Below are 19,326 nucleotides of genomic sequence, written 5' to 3' on the forward strand. Positions count from 1 at the left end.
TAACATCAATTAGCCTAATAAGTGGCACAATTAGAACCAAAATATACTTTAATTGAAATCTACTGAAAGTATATACTGATACTGCTGCCGCTTATGTCATCGCCCCTTGAGCGCCCGCTAAAATTTGAAATTAGACTGCCATCGTCACATCCTCAGTTACTAGAAGGACTAGATATATGGCTACGTTTAGGTTTAATATCCGATACCCAAGTTAGGCAGCTATGCCAAGAGTTTCTGGTGTGTTCGGTCGTGTTGCCACTCCAGCCTGAAGCTAAAACAAAGGTGGTTTTTTTAACTTCTGATCCCGTGCAGGAGTTACCCGTAGCAGTTTTACAATCTAGCCGCCGTAGACAACCACAACAAAAAACAGTCGAACCCAACTTTGTCAGTACAATGTTGCAGTCCTTGGGGGCAGAACTGAGTGTACGCTGGCTACTTTTTCTAGGGGTATTTCTGGTAGTGGTATCCTCTGGGGTACTGGCTGCGAGTCAGTGGGAAAGGTTTCCTGCTTCGGGACAGTATGGAGTTTTATTTGCTTATACTCTGAGTTTTTGGGGATTAAGCTTTTGGGCGACTAGGCAAAACAACCTGAGATTGACGGCTCAAACTTTGCTGATTGTCACCCTTTTGTTAGTTCCAGTAAACTTTTGGGCAATGGATAGCTTTCAATTGTGGCAAAATCCTCTGGATTTGGTTGCAGTTGCGATCGCCTGGACTACCCTCACTGCTATAACTGTTTTACTCTCCAAAAATCGGGCTATTTTTACTAATTTACGTACTGGCAAATTACCTTTAGCCAATATTCTAGGGCTGAGTTATCTGCATTGGGGTTGGCAATTGCCAGGATTCCCCTTAATTGCCGTCTATGTGGCAATGATTGGCACAACTATAATTACTATTTATCACAATTACCAACAGCCTAATATTGTCAGTGAGGAAGATAGAAGCGATAGCAACAGCTTAAGTATTAGTTTACCTGCCGCCGTAATTATTTATGCTTTGATAGTGCTGCTAGTGCGGGCAATTTTTGTTGCTGGGGTAAATGTCACTCAGTTGGGATTAGCTATTGGTATTTGCGGCTGGCTAGTAACTTGGTTAGTACAGAAGAGGATAAGGCGCAGGGGGCAGGGCAACAGGGGAGCAGAGGAAGTAACTGTAATATTCCCCTCATCTCTTTTCCTTTGGGAAAAACTTGGTGGAATTCTCCTCTTTTTGGGCTGGCTGGTTTCGGTAACAAATTATCCTTGGCAAGCAATAGCTGTAAGTGGTTTAGGTTTGTGGTTTGTGGGAAGTCGTTTGCGGCGGCACAGTTTAAAGCTAGACTTCGCTGCGGTTTTCGTCATCGGTTTACAGACGATTTGGCTAGGTTGGCGATTAGTACCTGATAGCTTACAGAAATTAGCGATCGCAACTGGTACTCAACTCACTAATTCTCAAAATGAACCTTGGGCTTTGCTGGGTGTAGCTTTATTTCCCTACATAATTTTGATGGTGGCGCTTACTGATAGCCTACATCGCACCGAAAAGCGAGAATTAGCTAAATTTGGCGAACTGCTCACCCTCTTACTGGGAGCCTTTTTAACAACGATCGCGATTGTCAATCCTGTATTGCGATCGCTAAATCTATTATTTTCTACCATCACTCTGGCATTCGTCAGTCAACGCCGTTCCCCTACATCCCTTCCCCTGGTATATCTAACTCACATCATCGGGGTGCTGACATTTTGCTCTACCATTAATTGGCTAGCACCAACCCTGAGTCAACAAGTCTGGGCAAGTATTTTATTAGCTCTGATGGTTGCAGAATGGCGATTTAGCGTAGAAGAAGGAGTATGGCAACGTAGTGCATGGGATATCGGTTTAGGACTAGCCGCCGCTAGTTTTTTTCTATTGTGGATGAATGCAGAATCATCTTGGTATGGTGTCGCTGATAGCCAAGCTTATTTGGGAGCCTTATGGCTAGTTACGCCTATAGCTCTCACAGGTGTTGCCAATTGCACAACTAGAGAACGTCGGACTACTACCCGTTACTTGAGTGTCTTGGCTGTGGGAGTTGCCCAGGTACTTACTCTACAGTTACCAGGAACCAGATTAATTGGTTTGGCAGTAGGTACAGGGCTAATGTTTGTAAATACGCGCTATTTACGAAACCAACTATCTGCGGTAATTACAGAAGGATTTGCTCTGAGTTTCATCGTGGCGCTGCTGTGGACGGGTGTACCTGGTTTACCTCACCTCATTCTCGGAGGTTGGTTTCTCGTAGGCGCGATCGCCATCCTAATTCTATGGTTAGCCAGGACAGTTTTGAGCCGACGCGGAAACGAATTAGCACTTAATTATGCAGCCGCCAGTGATAAATGGGCGATCGCATTGTGTGCTTTTGAGTTGTTGAGTTTGACACTACACTCAGTGCTGATTTACTCAGGGTTTATCACTTCGGGATTTTTGTACTTAGCTGCCACTGTAATCACCTTGACAGCCATTGTTTATCGCAGTTGGCGAGAACCGACAAATTGGGCATTCTATGGCATTGGGTGGTCTTTAGAATTGTTAATTACCCAAGTGTTGGGATTTGGGGAGCGATCAATTGTTAGGATAGCGATCGCAAATATCGCTTTAGGTTTAATCGCTCAACTTGTCGGTGAGTGGTGGCGGCGACGATATCAATTAGAAAAACTTCCTAGCAGCCTTCACATTTTGCCATTATTTTATGGTGCATTCAGTGTGTTGCTTCGTTTGAACACCTTCACCGAGTGGACAGGTTTGTATTCTTTGGGTGTAGCTTTAATTATTATTGGCGTAGGGCGACGGCGCGAGAACTTTAAACCCTTGCTGTACTTAGGAATAATTGGCGTATCCATTTCTGCTTATGAACTTTTGTTCTATCAAATGTCACAAGCTTCAGGAGGAGCATTAGGTGATGGATTAATTGCCATGTCTGCCCTTGGTGCCAGTATCATGTATGCTTACCGTATTTTGTCACCTTGGCTTGTAAACTACTTACGCCTAACTCCCCAAGAATTGAAAAGAATTGCCCATATTCATTGGGCTTGGAGTAGCTGCTTATTAATGGCTGCCATTCCTCTTCCCATTGCAATTAACCGTTTGGTGGGATTAGCAACTGGAGTATTTTTGATCCGTTATGCCATCTTTCAAGGACGACATTCGCGCACTTCCCCCAGCATATTGGGAGGAATCACCATAGCCGAAATGTGGGTTTACCTTGGCTTATTAGAGGTAGCCGGTATGAGGGTTTATTGGCGCGAGACAGCAGTGGGAAAATTTTGGGCTGGGCCGTTAGTTCCTTGGAACGGTGCGATCGCCTGTGTGGTAGCCTATTTTCTGTACATCCTACCTTGGGAAAGTTGGGGTTGGTCTAAAAAACCTTGGCAGCAAGCCGCCTACATCATACCACTGATAATTTTGTGGGAAACCAGACTGCAAACTTACCCCATTACCTTGTTACTCGCAGCTGGATTTTACATTTTCCTAGCAAAAATAGGTGAAAATATCCGTTTTACTTATGTTAGTGTGGCGTTGATTAATTGGGCTGTTTACCGATGGTTTGATTCCTTACGCCTGACTGATACTTTATGGTATATAACGCCAATTGGATTATCACTGCTTTATATTGCTCAAGTAGATACCCAACTGAGGCTACCAGAGTACAAAGCACCTCGCCATATTTTGAGATTGCTAGGTAGTGGTTTAATTTGTGGGTGGGCAATTTTATTTAATCAAAACACAGCCTGGATACCTGGAATTTTCAGCCTCATCGCCATTTTTGCTGGATTAGCTTTGCGAGTGCGGGCTTTTCTCTACATTGGTACAGCCACTTTTTTAATTACTACAATCTATCAATCGGTAATTTTTAGTTTGCAGTACTCCTTTTTAAAATGGGTTGTTGGTTTACTAGTTGGCATCCTCCTGATTTATATTGCCGCCAACTTTGAAACCCGCCGCACTCAAATAACTTCCTTAATTCGTAGCGCCATTGATGAATTTCAAACATGGCAATAGAGAGAGGATTGAATTCAATTTTTTGTGTGTTTTAGAGGATCAGATAACAAGTATCTAGTGGTCTGTCTCATTAAATTTGAGGGGTAAATACGCTTGTAGTGAGGACTTTAGTCCTCAAATATTCAAGCACTAAAGTGCTTACTACAAACCTAGCAAAATTAATGGGACATACTACTGGTGGTCTGTCCCATTAAATTTGAGGGATAAGAGACAATACGCTTGGGTTACAGCAGTTTTCATGTATTTGAAGCACATCTGTCGTAGGGGCAATTCATGAATTGCCCCTACAGCGTGGTCTATTTACCTTCGCCGAACTCACGTTTATTGAAGTCTAAGAAGCTGTAGACTGTAACTTTTCTAATCGTGCCAGCACTTCTGAACTATGAACAGTTGGGTTGACTTTGACAAAAGTCTCGCGCAAAACACCTTGAGGATCAATGATAAAACTATGGCGCATCGATAAGAAGCCGAGCCACGAACCGTAAGCTTTACTCACTGAACCATCAGTGTCAGCTAAAAGCGGGAATTTGAGTCCCTCAGAATCACAAAATTTGGCGTGAGAATCAATATCATCAGCACTTACGCCAATAATCTGGGTATTTTTTGCGAGGTATTGGGGTAAGTCTTGCTGAAAACGGCGAGCCTCTATAGTACAACCAGAGGTGAAGTCTTTAGGATAAAAGTAGAGAACTAGCCACTTACCACGCAAGTCAGAGAGGGAAATTTTGCCATCACCTGTGTTAGTTGGCAAAGTAAACTCTGGTGCGGGTTGATTAATTGCGGGAAGTTTACCACCCAGGGCATCAGTAGCAGGTATAAAGTTCAGCCAGCTGATGAAAGAAATACAGCTGGCAAATAATATGTTTAAAAAAGTGCGGCGGGAAATCATGGCGCAAACCAGAATTACAACTTTACACAAGTTTACAATTCTTAGTTACTCCAAATATCACTTAGAGTCAGATTCGCTAGGTTTATCTATGCTTTCGATGTATTGACTATCTAAGAGAAAAGCTCCTCTAGCGAAGCGAATACCCCAATATCCACCGGGACGGCGGTCAAGGACTATACCTTCTTCGCCAATGTGAATAACATCAGGGGGGCGCAGCATGGGCATTGGTTCAGCAGTTTTGACGTAGGGTGGTAGTGCCACAACACGGACTTTACTACCAATTGCAAATTCTTGAGACATCTTAATCAAGCTAGGAGTTTTGATTAACTCATAACTCATAATTATCTCGAAAGTCTAGTAAATAGGGTTCTGTCGTAGGGGTAATTCATATAAACGCTTTACGGCTTCCTGTAGGATATTGCCACTACGATGTAGTCTTTCGTGTCAATGGGTAAGTATTAAAATAGGGAAAGGGAAAGGGGAAAAACTTCATCCCCTTTCCGCATCTTCTGCAAGAAGCTTGTTAATTTTTAACTATTCATGGAGCTGTTTACGACGGCTACCAGTTGTAAAAAGTTGAAAATTGTGTTCATAAAGGAAATCTGCCCAAGTTCTACCAAAAATGCCAGTAGGGAAGAAACGCAATTTCTCTATTTCCATAATTTGGAGAACATCTCGCCCTCGTGCTACAGCAATGCGAGCGATTAAATTTAAAACCAGTTGCAGGCGAGGAGCGGGATTTGGGGAAGCAACCAAGGGTTGCATCATAATTTATTTTGGATAAGATGGGCAGCATTGCCCACCCCAAAACTATTATTTTTTAAAAGATTATTATTGAGGATTCCCTTGTTGACGACGGGAAGGAGCATTTTGACGATATTGCTCTATTTTTTGGCGCTGCTCAGGGGTTAAGATTGCTTGAATCTGTTGTTTCTCAGATTCCCGAATTTGTCGCATTTGGGTTTTCTGTGCTTCAGTCAGATTTAAGTCAGCATAACCACCCTTTCCTCGACGTTGACCTGGTTGGCGTTGACCTTGACCTGTTTGCCCCTGAGCCTTACGCGCTTGCCACTCAGCCCGACGTGCTTGTTTAGCTGCTTCTAATTTTGCCTTTTGTTCTGGGGTCAAAACTGCTTCAAATTTGGCGCGGCTATCGCGGCGAATTGCCTGAATTTGGGTTTTTTGGGTATCTGTCAAACCCAAATCTTTCCAAGGGCCCCTTTCTTTTTGTGGAGTTTGTGCAAGTAACACGGGTGAAGGAGAGGCTGTTTGGGCATGAACAGCGAAGGAGGTTGCAGTTAGAGTTAGAGCGATGGCTCCAGCGACTAGCGATAATGCTTTGAGTTTCATTTCTTGTGGTTTTTTCCTGGTTGGTTGTCACCATCATAAGAACTTATCTTTACTAGTTACATGAGGAGAAAGTCATGGTTCTACCCATGACTTTAGTCATGATTGAATTTTGACAAATTTGATTAACAATAAATAGTGAGGAGTTGGAAGTTAGGAGTTATATATTATAAATAATGAACATTTCTATGATGATTGATTTGCAAATCCTTATTTAGCTGATTGTATATTTTTACCTAGCCCACTTTTATTATCAATTTTTGACTTAACTAAAAGTTGAAGCTGCGAAATCCACACTTAAATATTCAAAATTTTAATTCTTCCTTTTTAACTTCTACCTCCAAAATTATAATTTATCCATAAATTGAGGTAAACCACAATGAATTATCCAATTCAAATTAAAAAACATCCTTTTCCATCTCTACTTTATCTGGAGTGGATACTACTGGCAATCACTGCATTGACAGCAGTTATACCACCTCCATTACGGAGATTTCGTCCTAAACTTCCAGAACTAACAATCTGTAGTTTATTTCCAGACTTGTCAATTTGTAATTTATTACCTGAACTATCAATTTATAGCTTGATACTTTTTGCATTAATGGGCTTAAGATTGCCCAGAAGTAGCCAGACTTATAAAGTGATATACACGTCCATTGAAATTTTATTAATTTTAACAACTGGATTATTTGGTGAAAGATTTGCTCGGCTTTTCCCTTTTCTTTACATAATTTTAGTTACTCGCAGTTGCCTAATATTTAATTTGCCTGGGCGTTTATTTGTTACATCTCTATCCTTTGGATTATTCCTATTTACGACACAACTAAAATACCAGTTATTTAATTTACAAGCATCATCACAAGCACAAGAAAAATTTCGATTTCTTAGCTTAAATTGGTCGCTGGTATTTGGCTTAAGCTTAGTGTTTGTGTTGTTGATGATGAATGCAGTATTATCTGAACGGCACAGTCGAGAAAAGCTAGCGATCGCTAATGAAAAACTCCGTGAATATGCGATGCGAATTGAAAATCAAGCTACCTTAGAAGAACGTAACCGCATTGCTCGGGAAATTCATGATTCATTAGGACATTCTCTCACTGCTTTAAATCTGCAATTAGAAACTGCTTTAAAACTATGGCAATCTAACCCAGGTAAGGCTGAGACATTTCTCGCAACAGCAAAGGAATTAGGTTCAAAAGCACTAAACGATGTCCGCCAATCTGTTTCTACTATGCGTTCTAATCCTTTACAAGAGCAATCTTTAGAACGTGCGATCGCTAGCCTTGCAGAAAATTTTCATCGCTCCAATGGTATTTTACCAATTTATCAAATTAACCTCGAATATCCTCTACCACCTGAAATCAACACTGCTATTTACCGAATTACTCAAGAATCTTTGACAAATATAACTAAATATGCTTACGCGACTGAGGTTAAACTGGAACTCGCTACGATCAGAGGAAATTTGCGATTGATAATTCAGGATAACGGTAGAGGTTTTGATTTAGAGCAAAATACTACTGGTTTTGGACTTCATAGTATGCGCGATCGCACTTTAGCACTTGGAGGTGACTTTAATATTAATAGCACTCCTGGTTCTGGTTGCAAAATTACAGTTAATATCCCCTTAATGAGGTTGAGATGATGATTAAAGTATTGTTAGTAGATGACCAAGGTTTAATTCGTCAAGGATTAAGAGCGTTATTAGAATTAGAACCAGATTTAGAGATAGTTGCAGAAGCAGAAAATGGTGAACAGGCGATTAATTTGGTTGCTGAATTCCAACCAGATGTAGTATTGCTAGATATCAGAATGCCTATTATGGATGGAGTTGCAGCGACGAAAGAAATTCAAAAACGTTTTCCTACAACTAAAATTTTAGTACTGACAACTTTTGATGATGATGAATATGTATCAGCAGCATTACAAAATGGGGCAATGGGTTATTTATTAAAAGATACGCCCTCAGAAGAATTAGCTGTTGCGATTCGTGCTGTTTATAAAGGATATACTCAATTAGGTCCAGGTATAGTTAAGAAGCTGTTAACTCAGTTTTCTAATGGTACACCAATCCATTCAACACCTGTACCATCTACTTTAACTGAACTTACTCCTAGAGAAAAAGAGGTTTTGCGGTTAATTGCTACAGGCGCTAGTAACCGAGAAATTGCTCAAGAACTCTATATTTCTGAGGGAACGGTAAAAAATCATGTGACAAATATTTTAAATACGTTAAATCTGCGCGATCGCACTCAAGCGGCGATTTGGGCAAATACATATTTATCCTATTTGAATTAGCCAACTTAAATAATTCGTAATTCGTGATTTTAGCCTTTAAATTAATTATAGTAGCGGTATCAATACGGTTCGGTTAAGGCAATAGACGCGATAAATCGCCGTCTCTACAAAGGAATGATTATTGTAAAGACGGCGATTTATCGCGTCTTTGTGATCTAGGGCGATCGCTACTGGATAATCTATTGTTCTAAATTCCCTTACTTCTTGACTAAAAAATATGCTGTAGCATAGTCAGGCAATTGGCTGATTTTCTGACCAAATTCTTTTTTATTATTAAATATACCTGCCAAAAAATCTAGCTGATAAAGATTGGGTAAAAAGGCTCCACCTGTATCGGCAATTACTCCCATTCGCAGATGTTTGCGACCACCTTGAGTATGCTCAATTACGACCACTTTACCTAAACCAATATTCAAAACATCTCCAGCAAAAGTAACTCCGGGTTTGATAGAAATTTTTGCATCTATTTTATATCCATAGCCTTTAATAGCATCAACTTCTCTAAAATACCAATAACGTTTTTGTGCTGTTGCCTTCAATCCGCGAATATAAGACATTCCATTATTTCTGTCTACATTAAAAAATGCCTTATAACCATCTGTAAAATTAATTAGTATTGTTCCTTCCATAATTGCTTCTTCTAAACCATTTCGGGTTAGATAAGCGAGACTGGTAACTTTTCCAAATTCTTTACCACCTGGTTCATAAATACCTGACAACACATCCTGCTTGGTGTATTTTGTATAGAATTTGTCGTTATTAGCGTTGTCTTTTAAGCTATAAATTGGTGTATTAAAAGTAGAGGTTTTCTTCCGAGCACCGGGATGAGTAAAGACAGCATATTTGGTAATTCGTAATTGTTTTTGCTGTTTATTTTTTGGGTTATAGGGAGACCATTTTATAACTCGAAAATTTGTATTAATAAAGTTAGGATCTTGCAAACGAGTAGCTCGGTTATTAGCAATATCCTCCTTTAACACAGCAATCATGAAATTCAAAGTGTTGAGAACATCTGGTATGGTTACTCCTTGAGCTGCAAGTATTCCTGTACGGAGAATATCTGGGTCTTCTGAAGAGTAATCTTGAAAATATTTTCTAGTATTAACTAGGACAGTTAATAAATCTCCTTGATTGAAGTTAACCTTACTACTTGGAAGTTTTCCTGGTTTAACAACTTGGCTGCCATTAATACTAAATTTATATTTTTTGAACTCATCGACAACTGGATAGGGTGCAGATGCAGCTAGCAAATTTTGCTGAGATAAAAAAGCGTTTTGCTTATCGATAACTTCATTAGATACTTGTTGAGCAACAAAAGGATTTTGAAAATTTGTAGTCAGAGAAATCTGTGATGGAAGTGAGGCAGAATTTTCTTGCTGAGTAAAGGGTTGATTTTGTTGGGCTAGCTGTTTATTTTTTGGCTGAGTATATAGATGGCTACTGGCTAAACTGACAAATAATAAGGCAGCACAACCTACTGTAAAGCGAAATTTTGGGCTGGATAAGATATTCATAACTTGGAAATTAAATTTCTAATACTAAATAATCAACGTTATGTTTCCACCACCTCACGCACTAATTGCGCCAATTTTTCGGCACTATCGGGAACTGCGATCGCATGAGCGTTTTCACCCATCTTTGCTAACTCTTGCGGTGACTGCAACAAATTCAACACATTACTTTGCAATACTTGCGCCGTCAACTCCGATTGTTTCAGTGTTAACGCCGCACCAGCTTTGGTAAATACGTCTGCATTGTAAGATTGATGGTCTTCTGCGGCAAAGGGGTAGGGAATCAAAATTGCTGGTGTTCCGCACACTGCTAATTCTGTCAAGCTACCGGCACCAGAACGACTAATGGCAAGAGTTGCTCGTTGCAATAACGCCGCCATGTTGTTGTAAAAAGGTAAGGCTATATACTGTGGATGTTTGAGACTATCTGCTTCGGGATCGCGATCACCAGTTAAATGTACTACATAAACACCAGCATCAAACCAAGCCTTTGCAGATTCGCGCACTAACTTATTAACCGCAACTGCACCTTGGCTACCACCAAAGACGACAACTAAGGGAACACCATCAGGAATGGCTAAATCCAGAGGTGAATTAATTTCCCCATTGAGAAATTGCGATCGCACAGGAGTACCAACACAAACATTTTTGGCACGAGGCAAATACTTAGCAGCTACTTCAAATCCCAAGGCTACCGCACTACACCAAGGGCCAAAAAAGCGAGTCACTTTACCTGGTAAGGCGTTAGATTCGTGGAAAACCACGGGTAAACCGAGAGAACGTGCCGCAATGACAGCTGGCCCGGCAATGTAACCCCCAGTAGTAAACACCCCTTGAAAATTTCCCTGTTTGAGAATTCGTCTGACTTCTATAATCGAACCAGCGAGTTTACCAAAGATGCGAATCGAGGAGAGTCCAAACCCTTGCTGAAACCCTTCAACTGCAATAGTATTCAAGGGATACTCTTTAGGGACAAGTTGAGTTTCTAGCCGATTGGGTACTCCCAGCCATTCGATTTGATAATCTGGAAGTTTTTCTGCCAGTGCGATCGCTGGAAACAGGTGTCCACCAGTCCCACTGGCAGCTATTAATAATCGTATCGGTGCGTTTGCCATCAAACCTCTACCGTTTAGCGTCTAGCTTAACTAAGATAAAACAATTTCCTGACTTTCTCTCATCAAATCAGTAAACTCTTGCAAATGACTAAAATTATTACTGCTTTCGTGAAACACCAACTCAAATTTCCAGCCAGTATTTGGCTGGTTTCGTTCCTGCTAACCCTTGGTTTAACAAGTGGTTGGCAACGCACTCAAGCCACTACACCACAGCAATTAGCCCAAACTGGTACAGTTCAAAATGCACCAACCGATTTAAAAAACCTGTTAACACAAGTCGATGCAGCTGCCAGCAAGGGTGATGTTAAAGGGGTGTTGCAATTCTACAGTCCTTCTTTCACTCATGGGGATGGATTAAACCTCCAAACACTAGAAAAGTCTTTGGTTTCACTTTGGCAACGATATCCTAAATTACAATACAGTACCAAACTGCTATCTTCAAAATCGGAAGGCAATGGGATTATTGCCGAAACAGAGACGAAAATAACTGGCTTACCCTCCGGTAGCGGGAATAATTTGGCTCTCGATGCCACAATTAAATCGCGTCAGCGCATTGAAAGCGGTAAAATTGTCCGCCAAGACATTTTGGCAGAACGCACCCTACTTACCTCTGGCAGCAAGCCACCGAAAATTGATATTAAATTACCACAACAGGTACAAGTTGGTCAGAAGTATAATTTTGATGCGATCGTCCAAGAGCCACTTGGCGATGATTTTCTCCTAGGAACGGCGCTAGAGGAAACCATCCAACCAGAGAAATTTCTTAACCCCACATCTGTGGATTTACAATTATTGACATCCGGTGGACTGTTTAAAACGGGACAAGCACCATCCACCCCTGGTAGTCAATGGGTTTCTGCTGTCATCCTGCGGGGTAATGGGATGACGATGGTAACTCAGCGCCTACAAGTGGTGAAGAAATAATCAGGAGTTAACGCGGTGTGCAACTTTCTCTCAAACCCAACACCCAACCCCTTCCCTTCTAGCGCTACGGTGTAAACACAAGTCTTTTAAAGTTGTCCCACAAGCTTTTGATCCCCCCAACCCCCCTTAAAAAGGGGGGCAAAAACCTCTCAGAGTCCCCCTTTTTAAGGGGGATTTAGGGGAATCTACGACGATTTTGGTTTTCTAGAAAGATGTGTGTACACCGTAACTCTCTGTGGGGGAGAAAAATAGAAGTGGGGTTATAAGAATAAGTTGCACATTGCGTGAGTTAGGAGCTAGGAGTTATAGACGACTGATGATAAATTATGAACTATGAAACTTGTGCTAATTCATAATTCATAACTATTAACTCCTCACTTCTAACTATCCTAATGACTTCCCTACAAAATCAAATCATTTTGATTACTGGCGCAAGTAGTGGTATTGGTACTGCTTGTGCGAGAATCTTCGCTGGTGCGGGTGCAAAACTAATCCTAGCAGCACGACGGTTAGAACGTTTGCAGCAGCTAGCAGATGCTCTCGTTAAAGAATTTGGTACTGAAATTCATTTATTACAGCTAGATGTGCGCGATCGCAACGCTGTCGAATCTGCCATTTCTACTCTACCGCCTGCCTGGTCTAACATTGACATTCTGATTAATAATGCTGGTCTAAGTCGTGGTTTAGACAAGTTGCACGAAGGCAGCTTCCAAGACTGGGAAGACATGATTGATACTAACGTTAAGGGTTTACTTTATGTTTCCCGTTATGTTGTTCCGGGAATGGTGAGTCGCGATCGCGGCCATGTGGTAAATTTAGGTTCCATTGCGGGACATCAAACCTATCCCGGTGGCAATGTCTACTGTGCTACCAAAGCTGCTGTGAGAGCAATTTCTGAAGGTTTAAAACAAGACTTGTTGGGAACGCGGGTACGTGTAACTTCCGTTGACCCTGGTATGGTGGAAACGGAATTTAGCGAAGTGCGGTTTCACGGAAATACTGAACGCGCTAAAACAGTCTACCAGGGAGTTACGCCACTGACAGCAGATGATGTGGCTGATGTGATATTTTTCTGTGTGACGCGATCGCCCCATGTCAATATTAACGAAGTTGTGCTGATGCCTGTTGACCAAGCTAGCGCTACGTTAGTTAATCGGCGAACAGAAAAGTAATCCATTTTAAGAAGATTAAATTCTAAACACTCCCACATATTTTGAAAATTTTACTACGCTCATTTCCAAAAAACCGTTGGTTAGATTTGGAATATTTTGATGTTACTAAAAATACTTTATTAAATGTATTTTTCTTTTTTCGTATGAAATTACCCTGCTAAATCCCCCTTAATAAAGTACAAAATTTTGGGTTTTTGAGACGCGATAAATCGCCGTCTCTACAAGTGTTTTGCTCTTATGTGAACTGTATTGCCTTAAAAAGGGGGACTTTGATTCTGGTCTTGCAAACTGGAGCGACTGGCGTGGGTTAGGGGGGATCAATAAGAGCCTGGAATAACAAGCAATTACTTTTCAAACATCCTTCAAGGCTGGTTGGAAAATCTGAGAAAATGCAGGAAATTACAATTTCCTCAAAAAATTATAGCTTTTGGTTGTAGATGATTGCGGAAATTGTTTTGATTGTCTTGTAGTTATATAGTTTTTGCTTATTAGAAAATAAAATAAGCATCTATCCTAAGAGAGATTTTTTATAATTAATCTTTCTGTACGCATTTTTTAGAACTAGATTATGCAAAAATGATTTTTACTCCTACATAAAATTCATATATGTTATCCAAAGAAAAGTGCTGACTATATATATAACTTAAAGAAAACATTCATTATTAATCAAAATAAAATTGCTGTAGTGAATTCAGGATGAGTTAAAAAAGCCTGAACTACTTCTGCTTCAGACACTTAAAAATTTCTGAAGTTTAATTTATTAAGTAACTTTTATAATCTTGACAATAAAAGGAACATTTTATTGTTTAACAAAATATCATATCTTCAATACTTTCTTTCTCTTCGCGTTAAATCTTCTCTGCGAACCGTTCTGATTATTCCCTTTATTCTGCAAATCTTAGCGGTGGTGAGTTTAACAGGTTATCTCTCATTCAAGAATGGGCAAAAAGCAGTAAATAATATTGCCACACGGCTACTAAGTGAAATTAGCCAGCGTGTTCAGCAGAATCTGCATACTTTTCTTGAAACTCCCCAACAAATTAATCAGAATAATGCTAATACTATTAAACTTGGACAATTAAATATACAAGATTTTGCTATCTTAGAAAAATATTTTCTTGAGCAATTAAAAGTATTTAGTCAAGTTAGTCTAATTGGGTTTGCCAATAAAAATAAAGAGTTTATTTCAGCAGAAATATTTCCTGATGGCTCTTTGACAATCAGAGCATCTGGTAAATCGACTAAGTATAACTTACGGACTTATACTACTAATAAACAAGGCACACGCACGGGAATAAAGGATTTTGGCAAACCTTATGATACTCAAAGACGTAATTGGTATAACAAAGCGATAGCAGAAAAAAGACCAATTTGGAGTGAAATTTATCCTCATAATTCTGGCATTGCCTTGTACATCGCTGCTAGTCAACCTGCTTACGATAAACAGGAAAATTTGCAAGGTGTATTACTCTCAAATTTAAACTTATCCAAAATTGGTACTTTTCTACAAAATTTAAAAATTGGTAAAACAGGAATAAGTTTTATTGTTGAGCGTCAGTCTGGAAGATTAGTAGCAACCTCAACTAATGAAAAGCCTTTCCGCTCAAATAATTTAGAGACACAATTAGCAGAGAATAGAATCAAGCCATTTTTGGCTATAGATAGTAATGATAAAAAAACACAATTTACTAGTAAATATTTAAAAAATAAATTTCATCAATTTAAGTCAATTAATAGCTCACAACAATTATATTTTTCGATAGATGGGAAGCGGCAGTTTATTCAAGTTTTACCCTTCCAAGATAATCGAGGACTTGACTGGTTAATTGTGGTAGTAGTCCCAGAAGATGACTTCATGCAGGCAATTAATGTTAATACCCGCACCACTATTGTGCTGTGTATTGCTGCTTTGATAGTGGCTGTAGCTGTCGGTGTTTTAATTTTACGGTGGATTACTCAACCAGTTCTAGCTTTAAAAAAATCAGCTTTAGCGCTTGCTCAAGGTGAATGGGAAAAAAGAATAGAAATAGAGCGTTCCGATGAATTGGGGGAATTAGCCAAGTCATTTAATAGTATGGCGGATCAACTTCAAGAAAAATTTTCCCAAATGCAGGATTTAAACAAAGCTTTATTGCAAAGTGAAACCCGCCTGAAACAATTTCTTGACGCTATACCTGTGAGTGTTTCGATAGATGATAGTAGTGGGCAACTCTACTATACTAATCGAGCTTCACAACAGTTAGTCAACGTAGAGTTATTACCATTTATCGAATACGAAAAAATAGCAGAATATTATCAAATTTATCTAGCTGGAACTGACCAGTTATGCCCTGCTGATGAACTGCCAATTGTATATTCTTTAGCTGGTAAAACTGTCCATGTTGATAATCTTGAGTTTCGCCACCCGAATAAAACTATCCCTGTAGAAGTTTTAAGCACCCCAATTTTTGATGAATCGGGGAAAGTAATATATGCGCTCACCGTTTGTATTGATATTACCGAACGCAAAAAAGCAGAGAAGATTCTAGCTGATTATAATTCGATTTTAGAACAACAGGTTACTGAACGTACTCTAGAACTACAACGAGAAATAGCTGAACGCAAGCAGGCAGAAATAGCGCTTCTAGAAAGCGAGACGCGATTTCGGCTATTAGCAGAGGCAACATTTGAAGCGATCGCTATTACCGAGCAAGGCATACTTTTAGATACTAACCAAACCTGTGCTGAGATGTTTGGTTATGAACTTTCTGAGTTGGTTGGTATGCGTGTCATGGATTTTACTGCTCCTGAATATCGGGAACAGGTAATGCAGAAGATTCGCTCAGGAGATGAAGGAATTTATGAAACCGTTTGTCTGCGTAAGGATGGAAGCACATTTCCGGCTGAGATCAGAGCCAGATTTATGTCATATCGTGGGCGTACCATCAGGATGGCTGCAATACAGGATATTAGTAGTCGTAAGCAGGCTGAACAAGCAACCGTATTAGCAGAACGTAACCGCTTGGCACAGGAAATTCACGATACTTTAGCACAAGCCTTCACCATTGTTATTGTCCACTTAGACACCGCCTCACGAAAACTGACAACAGATATAGAAGTAGCACAGAAATTAATCAAAGCAGGGCGAGACTTAGCTCATTCTGGGCTAACTGAAGCACGCCGTTCGATAAAAGCATTGCGATCGCAATTATTGGAGGACGGCGACATTTTTAATGCTCTCAATCGCTTCGCCACACAGATGTTTTCCCCTACCAATACACATATTATCTGCCAATTAATAGGCGAGATATACCCCTTGTCTCCAGATGTTGAAAATAACCTACTCCGCATTGGACAAGAAGCATTAACCAATGCCTTCAAGTATGCCCAAGCTGGAGAAATCCAAATTGAACTGGCGTATCAAGAAAGCCAGTGCAGCTTGCGAATCAAAGATGATGGGCAAGGTTTTGACATCGCCAGTGTATCTGTTATCAACAGCTTTGGTCTTTTAATTATGAGCGAACGAGCTGAACGCATAGGGGCAAAACTAACAATTCAGAGTTCGCCAGGACAGGGAACAGAAGTTTCAGTGTTAGTCTACCGAGAGTAAATGATATGAGCCAATCCAATGTCATTCGCATCCTGCTTGCTGACGATCATCCCATCTTGGGACAAGCTTTAACAATGTTTCTTCAATGTGAGCCAGACATGACTGTAATCGGCCATGCTGGCGACGGGCGAGAAGCGTTAGAACTTTTCCACCAACATCAACCCGATGTAGCGCTGATGGATTTGCGAATGCCGAAGATGGAAGGTGCTGATGCGATCGCTGCCATCTGTGCTAAGTTTAAACACGCCCGGATCGTTGTATTGACTACCTTTGATGGCGATGAAGATATCTATCGGGGATTACGGGCGGGTGCAAAGGGCTATCTCCTCAAGGGCGCGGAACCGAACGAACTTTTGGATGCGATTCGCACTGTTCATAAAGGTCAAAGGTATATTCCGCCCACTATAGCAGCCAAGCTAGCCGAGCGGATGGGTAGTGAGGAATTGAGCGATCGCGAGTTAGAGGTGTTGCGCCTGATCGCCAAGGGCAAGAATAACCAGCAGATTAGCAATGTCCTTAATATTGCTGAGAGTACCGTCAGATTTCATACCAATAATATTTTCGGCAAATTGAACGTTAGCGATCGGACTCAAGCCCTAGTCACCGCGCTGAATCGCGGGATTGTCAGACTGTAGTTTGCAGCTTCTCGACCTCACATTTTGATAGGTTTAAAACCCAACATTTCGCTAGTGACAATGTTGGGCTTATTTTCTAGGCTTAGTATATTCACTTAGTTTTGATGAGCATAAATTTGATGAGGGCAATCGCACTCATTAAATTGAGTGATGCTGGCGATGCCAATCATTTAAAAATTCTTGACTAAGGTTATGAATTAACTTATTAATGCCTGCTATTTTATGATTAATATTTTCGGGGATATCTATAGCTAAATTAAAGCCTTAAGATTAGAACTTTTCTATACAACAATATCCATAGGTGCAAAATAAATGTCCAATAAAACTTATTTTTTGCCTACTTTTTTAATGCTGAGATTTATTACTTTTAAATTTTTTCCTCATATTGCAAAAATGCCACAACTCCAAACAATCAATATTGAAACAAGTATTACCGCAACAGCCCTCAATATATCCTTACCCAAATGGATATCAACAAGTACTGCAACAACCTTAAATGTATCCCAATTTCAATGGATATTAATAAGTGATATAGAAGGTAATTATTATTAATAAACGCAATATTCATAACTTAAATATCTTAAATATTGCTGGTTTAGTGAAAATTAATGATAAAAGAAATAATTGAATAATTCATGACCTATGAACACTTATAAAATTATTACTTTGGGTGCATCAGGATCGGGAAAAACAGTTTTCCTTTCCAGTATGTTTAAGGCACTAGGAATCCAAGCAGATCATGGGTTTTACCTTCAAGTTAAAGATTCTAGGCAGAAAAAGCTACTCAATGCTATATATACAGAGATCATTGCTGGAGAAATTTGGCCTAAAGGAACAAGATATAGCGAAATATCTGAATGGTCTTATATTTGTCGTGTTAAAAATCCAAAAACTCTTGAATACTATGATGCTTGTGAGTTTGTCTATTTTGATTACGCTGGAGGAAGACTCACAGATATAAACGAGGAAGACACAGAGTTTCAAAACATTATTAAGCAATCAGATGCTATTTTGGGACTTCTTGATGGAAAAAAAATCTATGATTTGATGAATAACAATAAGCAATCAGATGTTGATTCTTTACTTATAAAAGATTTACCAGGTATTATTAAATGGATGTCATATAGTCAAGTACCAATTCATTTCGTCATTAGTAAATGGGACTTACTTGAAGCAAAATTTTCTTTACAACAGATACGCGATCGCCTTCTTGAAATTCCTGAATTTCAAATGTTAATATATCAACGGAATCAAGCCAATTCTCCAGTTAGGCTTATTCCAGTCAGTTCTGTTGGATCGAATTTTGCAACTCTTGCGCCTGATGGAAGTATGGAAAAAATACCTGGTGCAGTTCCCAAGCCTTTTCAGGTTGAAGTACCTATTTCTTGCGTGTTCCCAGATAGAATAAAAGCTCAACTTAGCGAGCTATTACAAAAAAAAGAAAAACTTGAGAATCAAAAACTATCTGAAGAGAATGTGTTTTGGAAGTTCGGTGGCTTAATTCTTGATATTGCTTTTGACCAAGTATTGGAACATTTACCTTTATTTGAGTATTTTCCAGATAAGAAAATTGCTAAAGTTTTAATCGGTAAATTAGATAATTTTTTCTTTTCTATAGCTAAAGCTAAAAATAAGGAAAATATTGATAAATTAAGAGTGGAAAGAGACAGTTCTCTTGAAAAAGTTAAAGATGAAGAAACAGCTTTAAATCACGCAATAGATAGTTTTTTATATATTCAAGGTAAACTTGAACAAGACTTTCCCGAATCTGAGCTTATTGTTTAATAATCATGGGTTTCATGGGGTTTTATGATGAATAATTATAA

General features: G+C 39.6%; 15 protein-coding genes. 9 read left to right on the forward strand and 6 right to left on the reverse strand.

Translation table 11 applies throughout. The features are described from left to right. Positions 1–93: 93 nt before the first annotated feature. Positions 94–4,020, forward strand: coding sequence for a DUF2157 domain-containing protein (locus G1O98_RS10885; protein ID WP_163928806.1), 3,927 nt, complete (start codon positions 94–96; stop codon positions 4,018–4,020). A gap of 331 nt (positions 4,021–4,351) precedes the next feature. Here the strand turns inward: G1O98_RS10885 and G1O98_RS10890 are convergent, their stop codons facing one another. From G1O98_RS10890 to G1O98_RS10905, 4 genes are all read right to left on the reverse strand, one after another. Further along, positions 4,352–4,909: a peroxiredoxin gene (locus G1O98_RS10890; protein WP_163928818.1), complete on the reverse strand. Its 558-nt coding sequence runs from the start codon at positions 4,907–4,909 to the stop codon at positions 4,352–4,354. A gap of 57 nt (positions 4,910–4,966) precedes the next feature. Further along, entirely contained in the window at positions 4,967–5,209 is a 243-nt protein-coding gene (sipA, locus tag G1O98_RS10895; RefSeq protein WP_163928819.1) for a regulatory protein SipA, read from the reverse strand. A 234-nt stretch (positions 5,210–5,443) separates the two neighbouring features. Next, the gene (locus G1O98_RS10900) at positions 5,444–5,677 is read right to left on the reverse strand and encodes a hypothetical protein (RefSeq protein WP_163928807.1); all 234 of its coding nucleotides are present in this window, start codon (positions 5,675–5,677) and stop codon (positions 5,444–5,446) included. A gap of 63 nt (positions 5,678–5,740) precedes the next feature. After that, positions 5,741–6,259 (reverse strand): P pilus assembly/Cpx signaling pathway, periplasmic inhibitor/zinc-resistance associated protein, encoded by a 519-nt coding sequence (locus G1O98_RS10905; protein WP_163928808.1) that lies wholly within the window; start codon positions 6,257–6,259, stop codon positions 5,741–5,743. A 376-nt stretch (positions 6,260–6,635) separates the two neighbouring features. Here G1O98_RS10905 and G1O98_RS10910 point away from each other — a divergent pair, with 376 nt between their 5' ends. Both G1O98_RS10910 and G1O98_RS10915 read left to right on the forward strand, forming a co-directional pair. Then, the gene (locus G1O98_RS10910) at positions 6,636–7,901 is read left to right on the forward strand and encodes a sensor histidine kinase (protein WP_163928809.1); all 1,266 of its coding nucleotides are present in this window, start codon (positions 6,636–6,638) and stop codon (positions 7,899–7,901) included. Further along, entirely contained in the window at positions 7,901–8,554 is a 654-nt protein-coding gene (locus G1O98_RS10915; RefSeq protein WP_163928821.1) for a response regulator transcription factor, read from the forward strand. Before G1O98_RS10910 ends, G1O98_RS10915 begins: the two co-directional genes overlap by 1 nt. Before the next feature lie 197 nt (positions 8,555–8,751). On the opposite strand, the gene G1O98_RS10920 is transcribed toward G1O98_RS10915, so the two are convergent. Together G1O98_RS10920 and murG are read right to left on the reverse strand one after the other, a co-directional pair. Next, positions 8,752–10,068: a hypothetical protein gene (locus G1O98_RS10920; RefSeq protein ID WP_163928810.1), complete on the reverse strand. Its 1,317-nt coding sequence runs from the start codon at positions 10,066–10,068 to the stop codon at positions 8,752–8,754. 38 nt (positions 10,069–10,106) lie between these two features. Then, positions 10,107–11,180, reverse strand: coding sequence for an undecaprenyldiphospho-muramoylpentapeptide beta-N-acetylglucosaminyltransferase (murG, locus tag G1O98_RS10925; protein WP_163928811.1), 1,074 nt, complete (start codon positions 11,178–11,180; stop codon positions 10,107–10,109). Positions 11,181–11,264: 84 nt separating this feature from the next. Here murG and G1O98_RS10930 point away from each other — a divergent pair, with 84 nt between their 5' ends. The 6 genes from G1O98_RS10930 (at position 11,265) to G1O98_RS10955 (ending at position 19,285) form a co-directional block, all read left to right on the forward strand. Further along, a complete protein-coding gene (locus tag G1O98_RS10930; RefSeq protein ID WP_163928812.1) occupies positions 11,265–12,104 on the forward strand; it encodes a nuclear transport factor 2 family protein in 840 nt (279 codons plus the stop codon). A gap of 392 nt (positions 12,105–12,496) precedes the next feature. Beyond that, on the forward strand, positions 12,497–13,276 hold the full coding sequence (locus G1O98_RS10935) for an SDR family oxidoreductase (RefSeq protein WP_163928813.1): 780 nt from the start codon (positions 12,497–12,499) through the stop codon (positions 13,274–13,276). An 802-nt stretch (positions 13,277–14,078) separates the two neighbouring features. Continuing rightward, the gene (locus G1O98_RS10940; RefSeq protein WP_163928814.1) at positions 14,079–16,865 is read left to right on the forward strand and encodes a PAS domain S-box protein; all 2,787 of its coding nucleotides are present in this window, start codon (positions 14,079–14,081) and stop codon (positions 16,863–16,865) included. A gap of 5 nt (positions 16,866–16,870) precedes the next feature. Next, complete coding sequence (locus tag G1O98_RS10945) at positions 16,871–17,500, forward strand: response regulator transcription factor (protein ID WP_114085203.1); 630 nt, start codon at positions 16,871–16,873, stop codon at positions 17,498–17,500. Between the two features lie 312 nt (positions 17,501–17,812). Further along, positions 17,813–18,052: a hypothetical protein gene (locus tag G1O98_RS10950; RefSeq protein ID WP_163928815.1), complete on the forward strand. Its 240-nt coding sequence runs from the start codon at positions 17,813–17,815 to the stop codon at positions 18,050–18,052. Positions 18,053–18,142: 90 nt separating this feature from the next. Continuing rightward, a complete protein-coding gene (locus G1O98_RS10955; RefSeq protein WP_163928816.1) occupies positions 18,143–19,285 on the forward strand; it encodes a hypothetical protein in 1,143 nt (380 codons plus the stop codon). The last annotated feature ends 41 nt before the right edge of the window (positions 19,286–19,326 follow it).

It is taken from the genome of Nostoc sp. UIC 10630, from assembly GCF_010747425.1.
Classification (GTDB): domain Bacteria; phylum Cyanobacteriota; class Cyanobacteriia; order Cyanobacteriales; family Nostocaceae; genus Nostoc.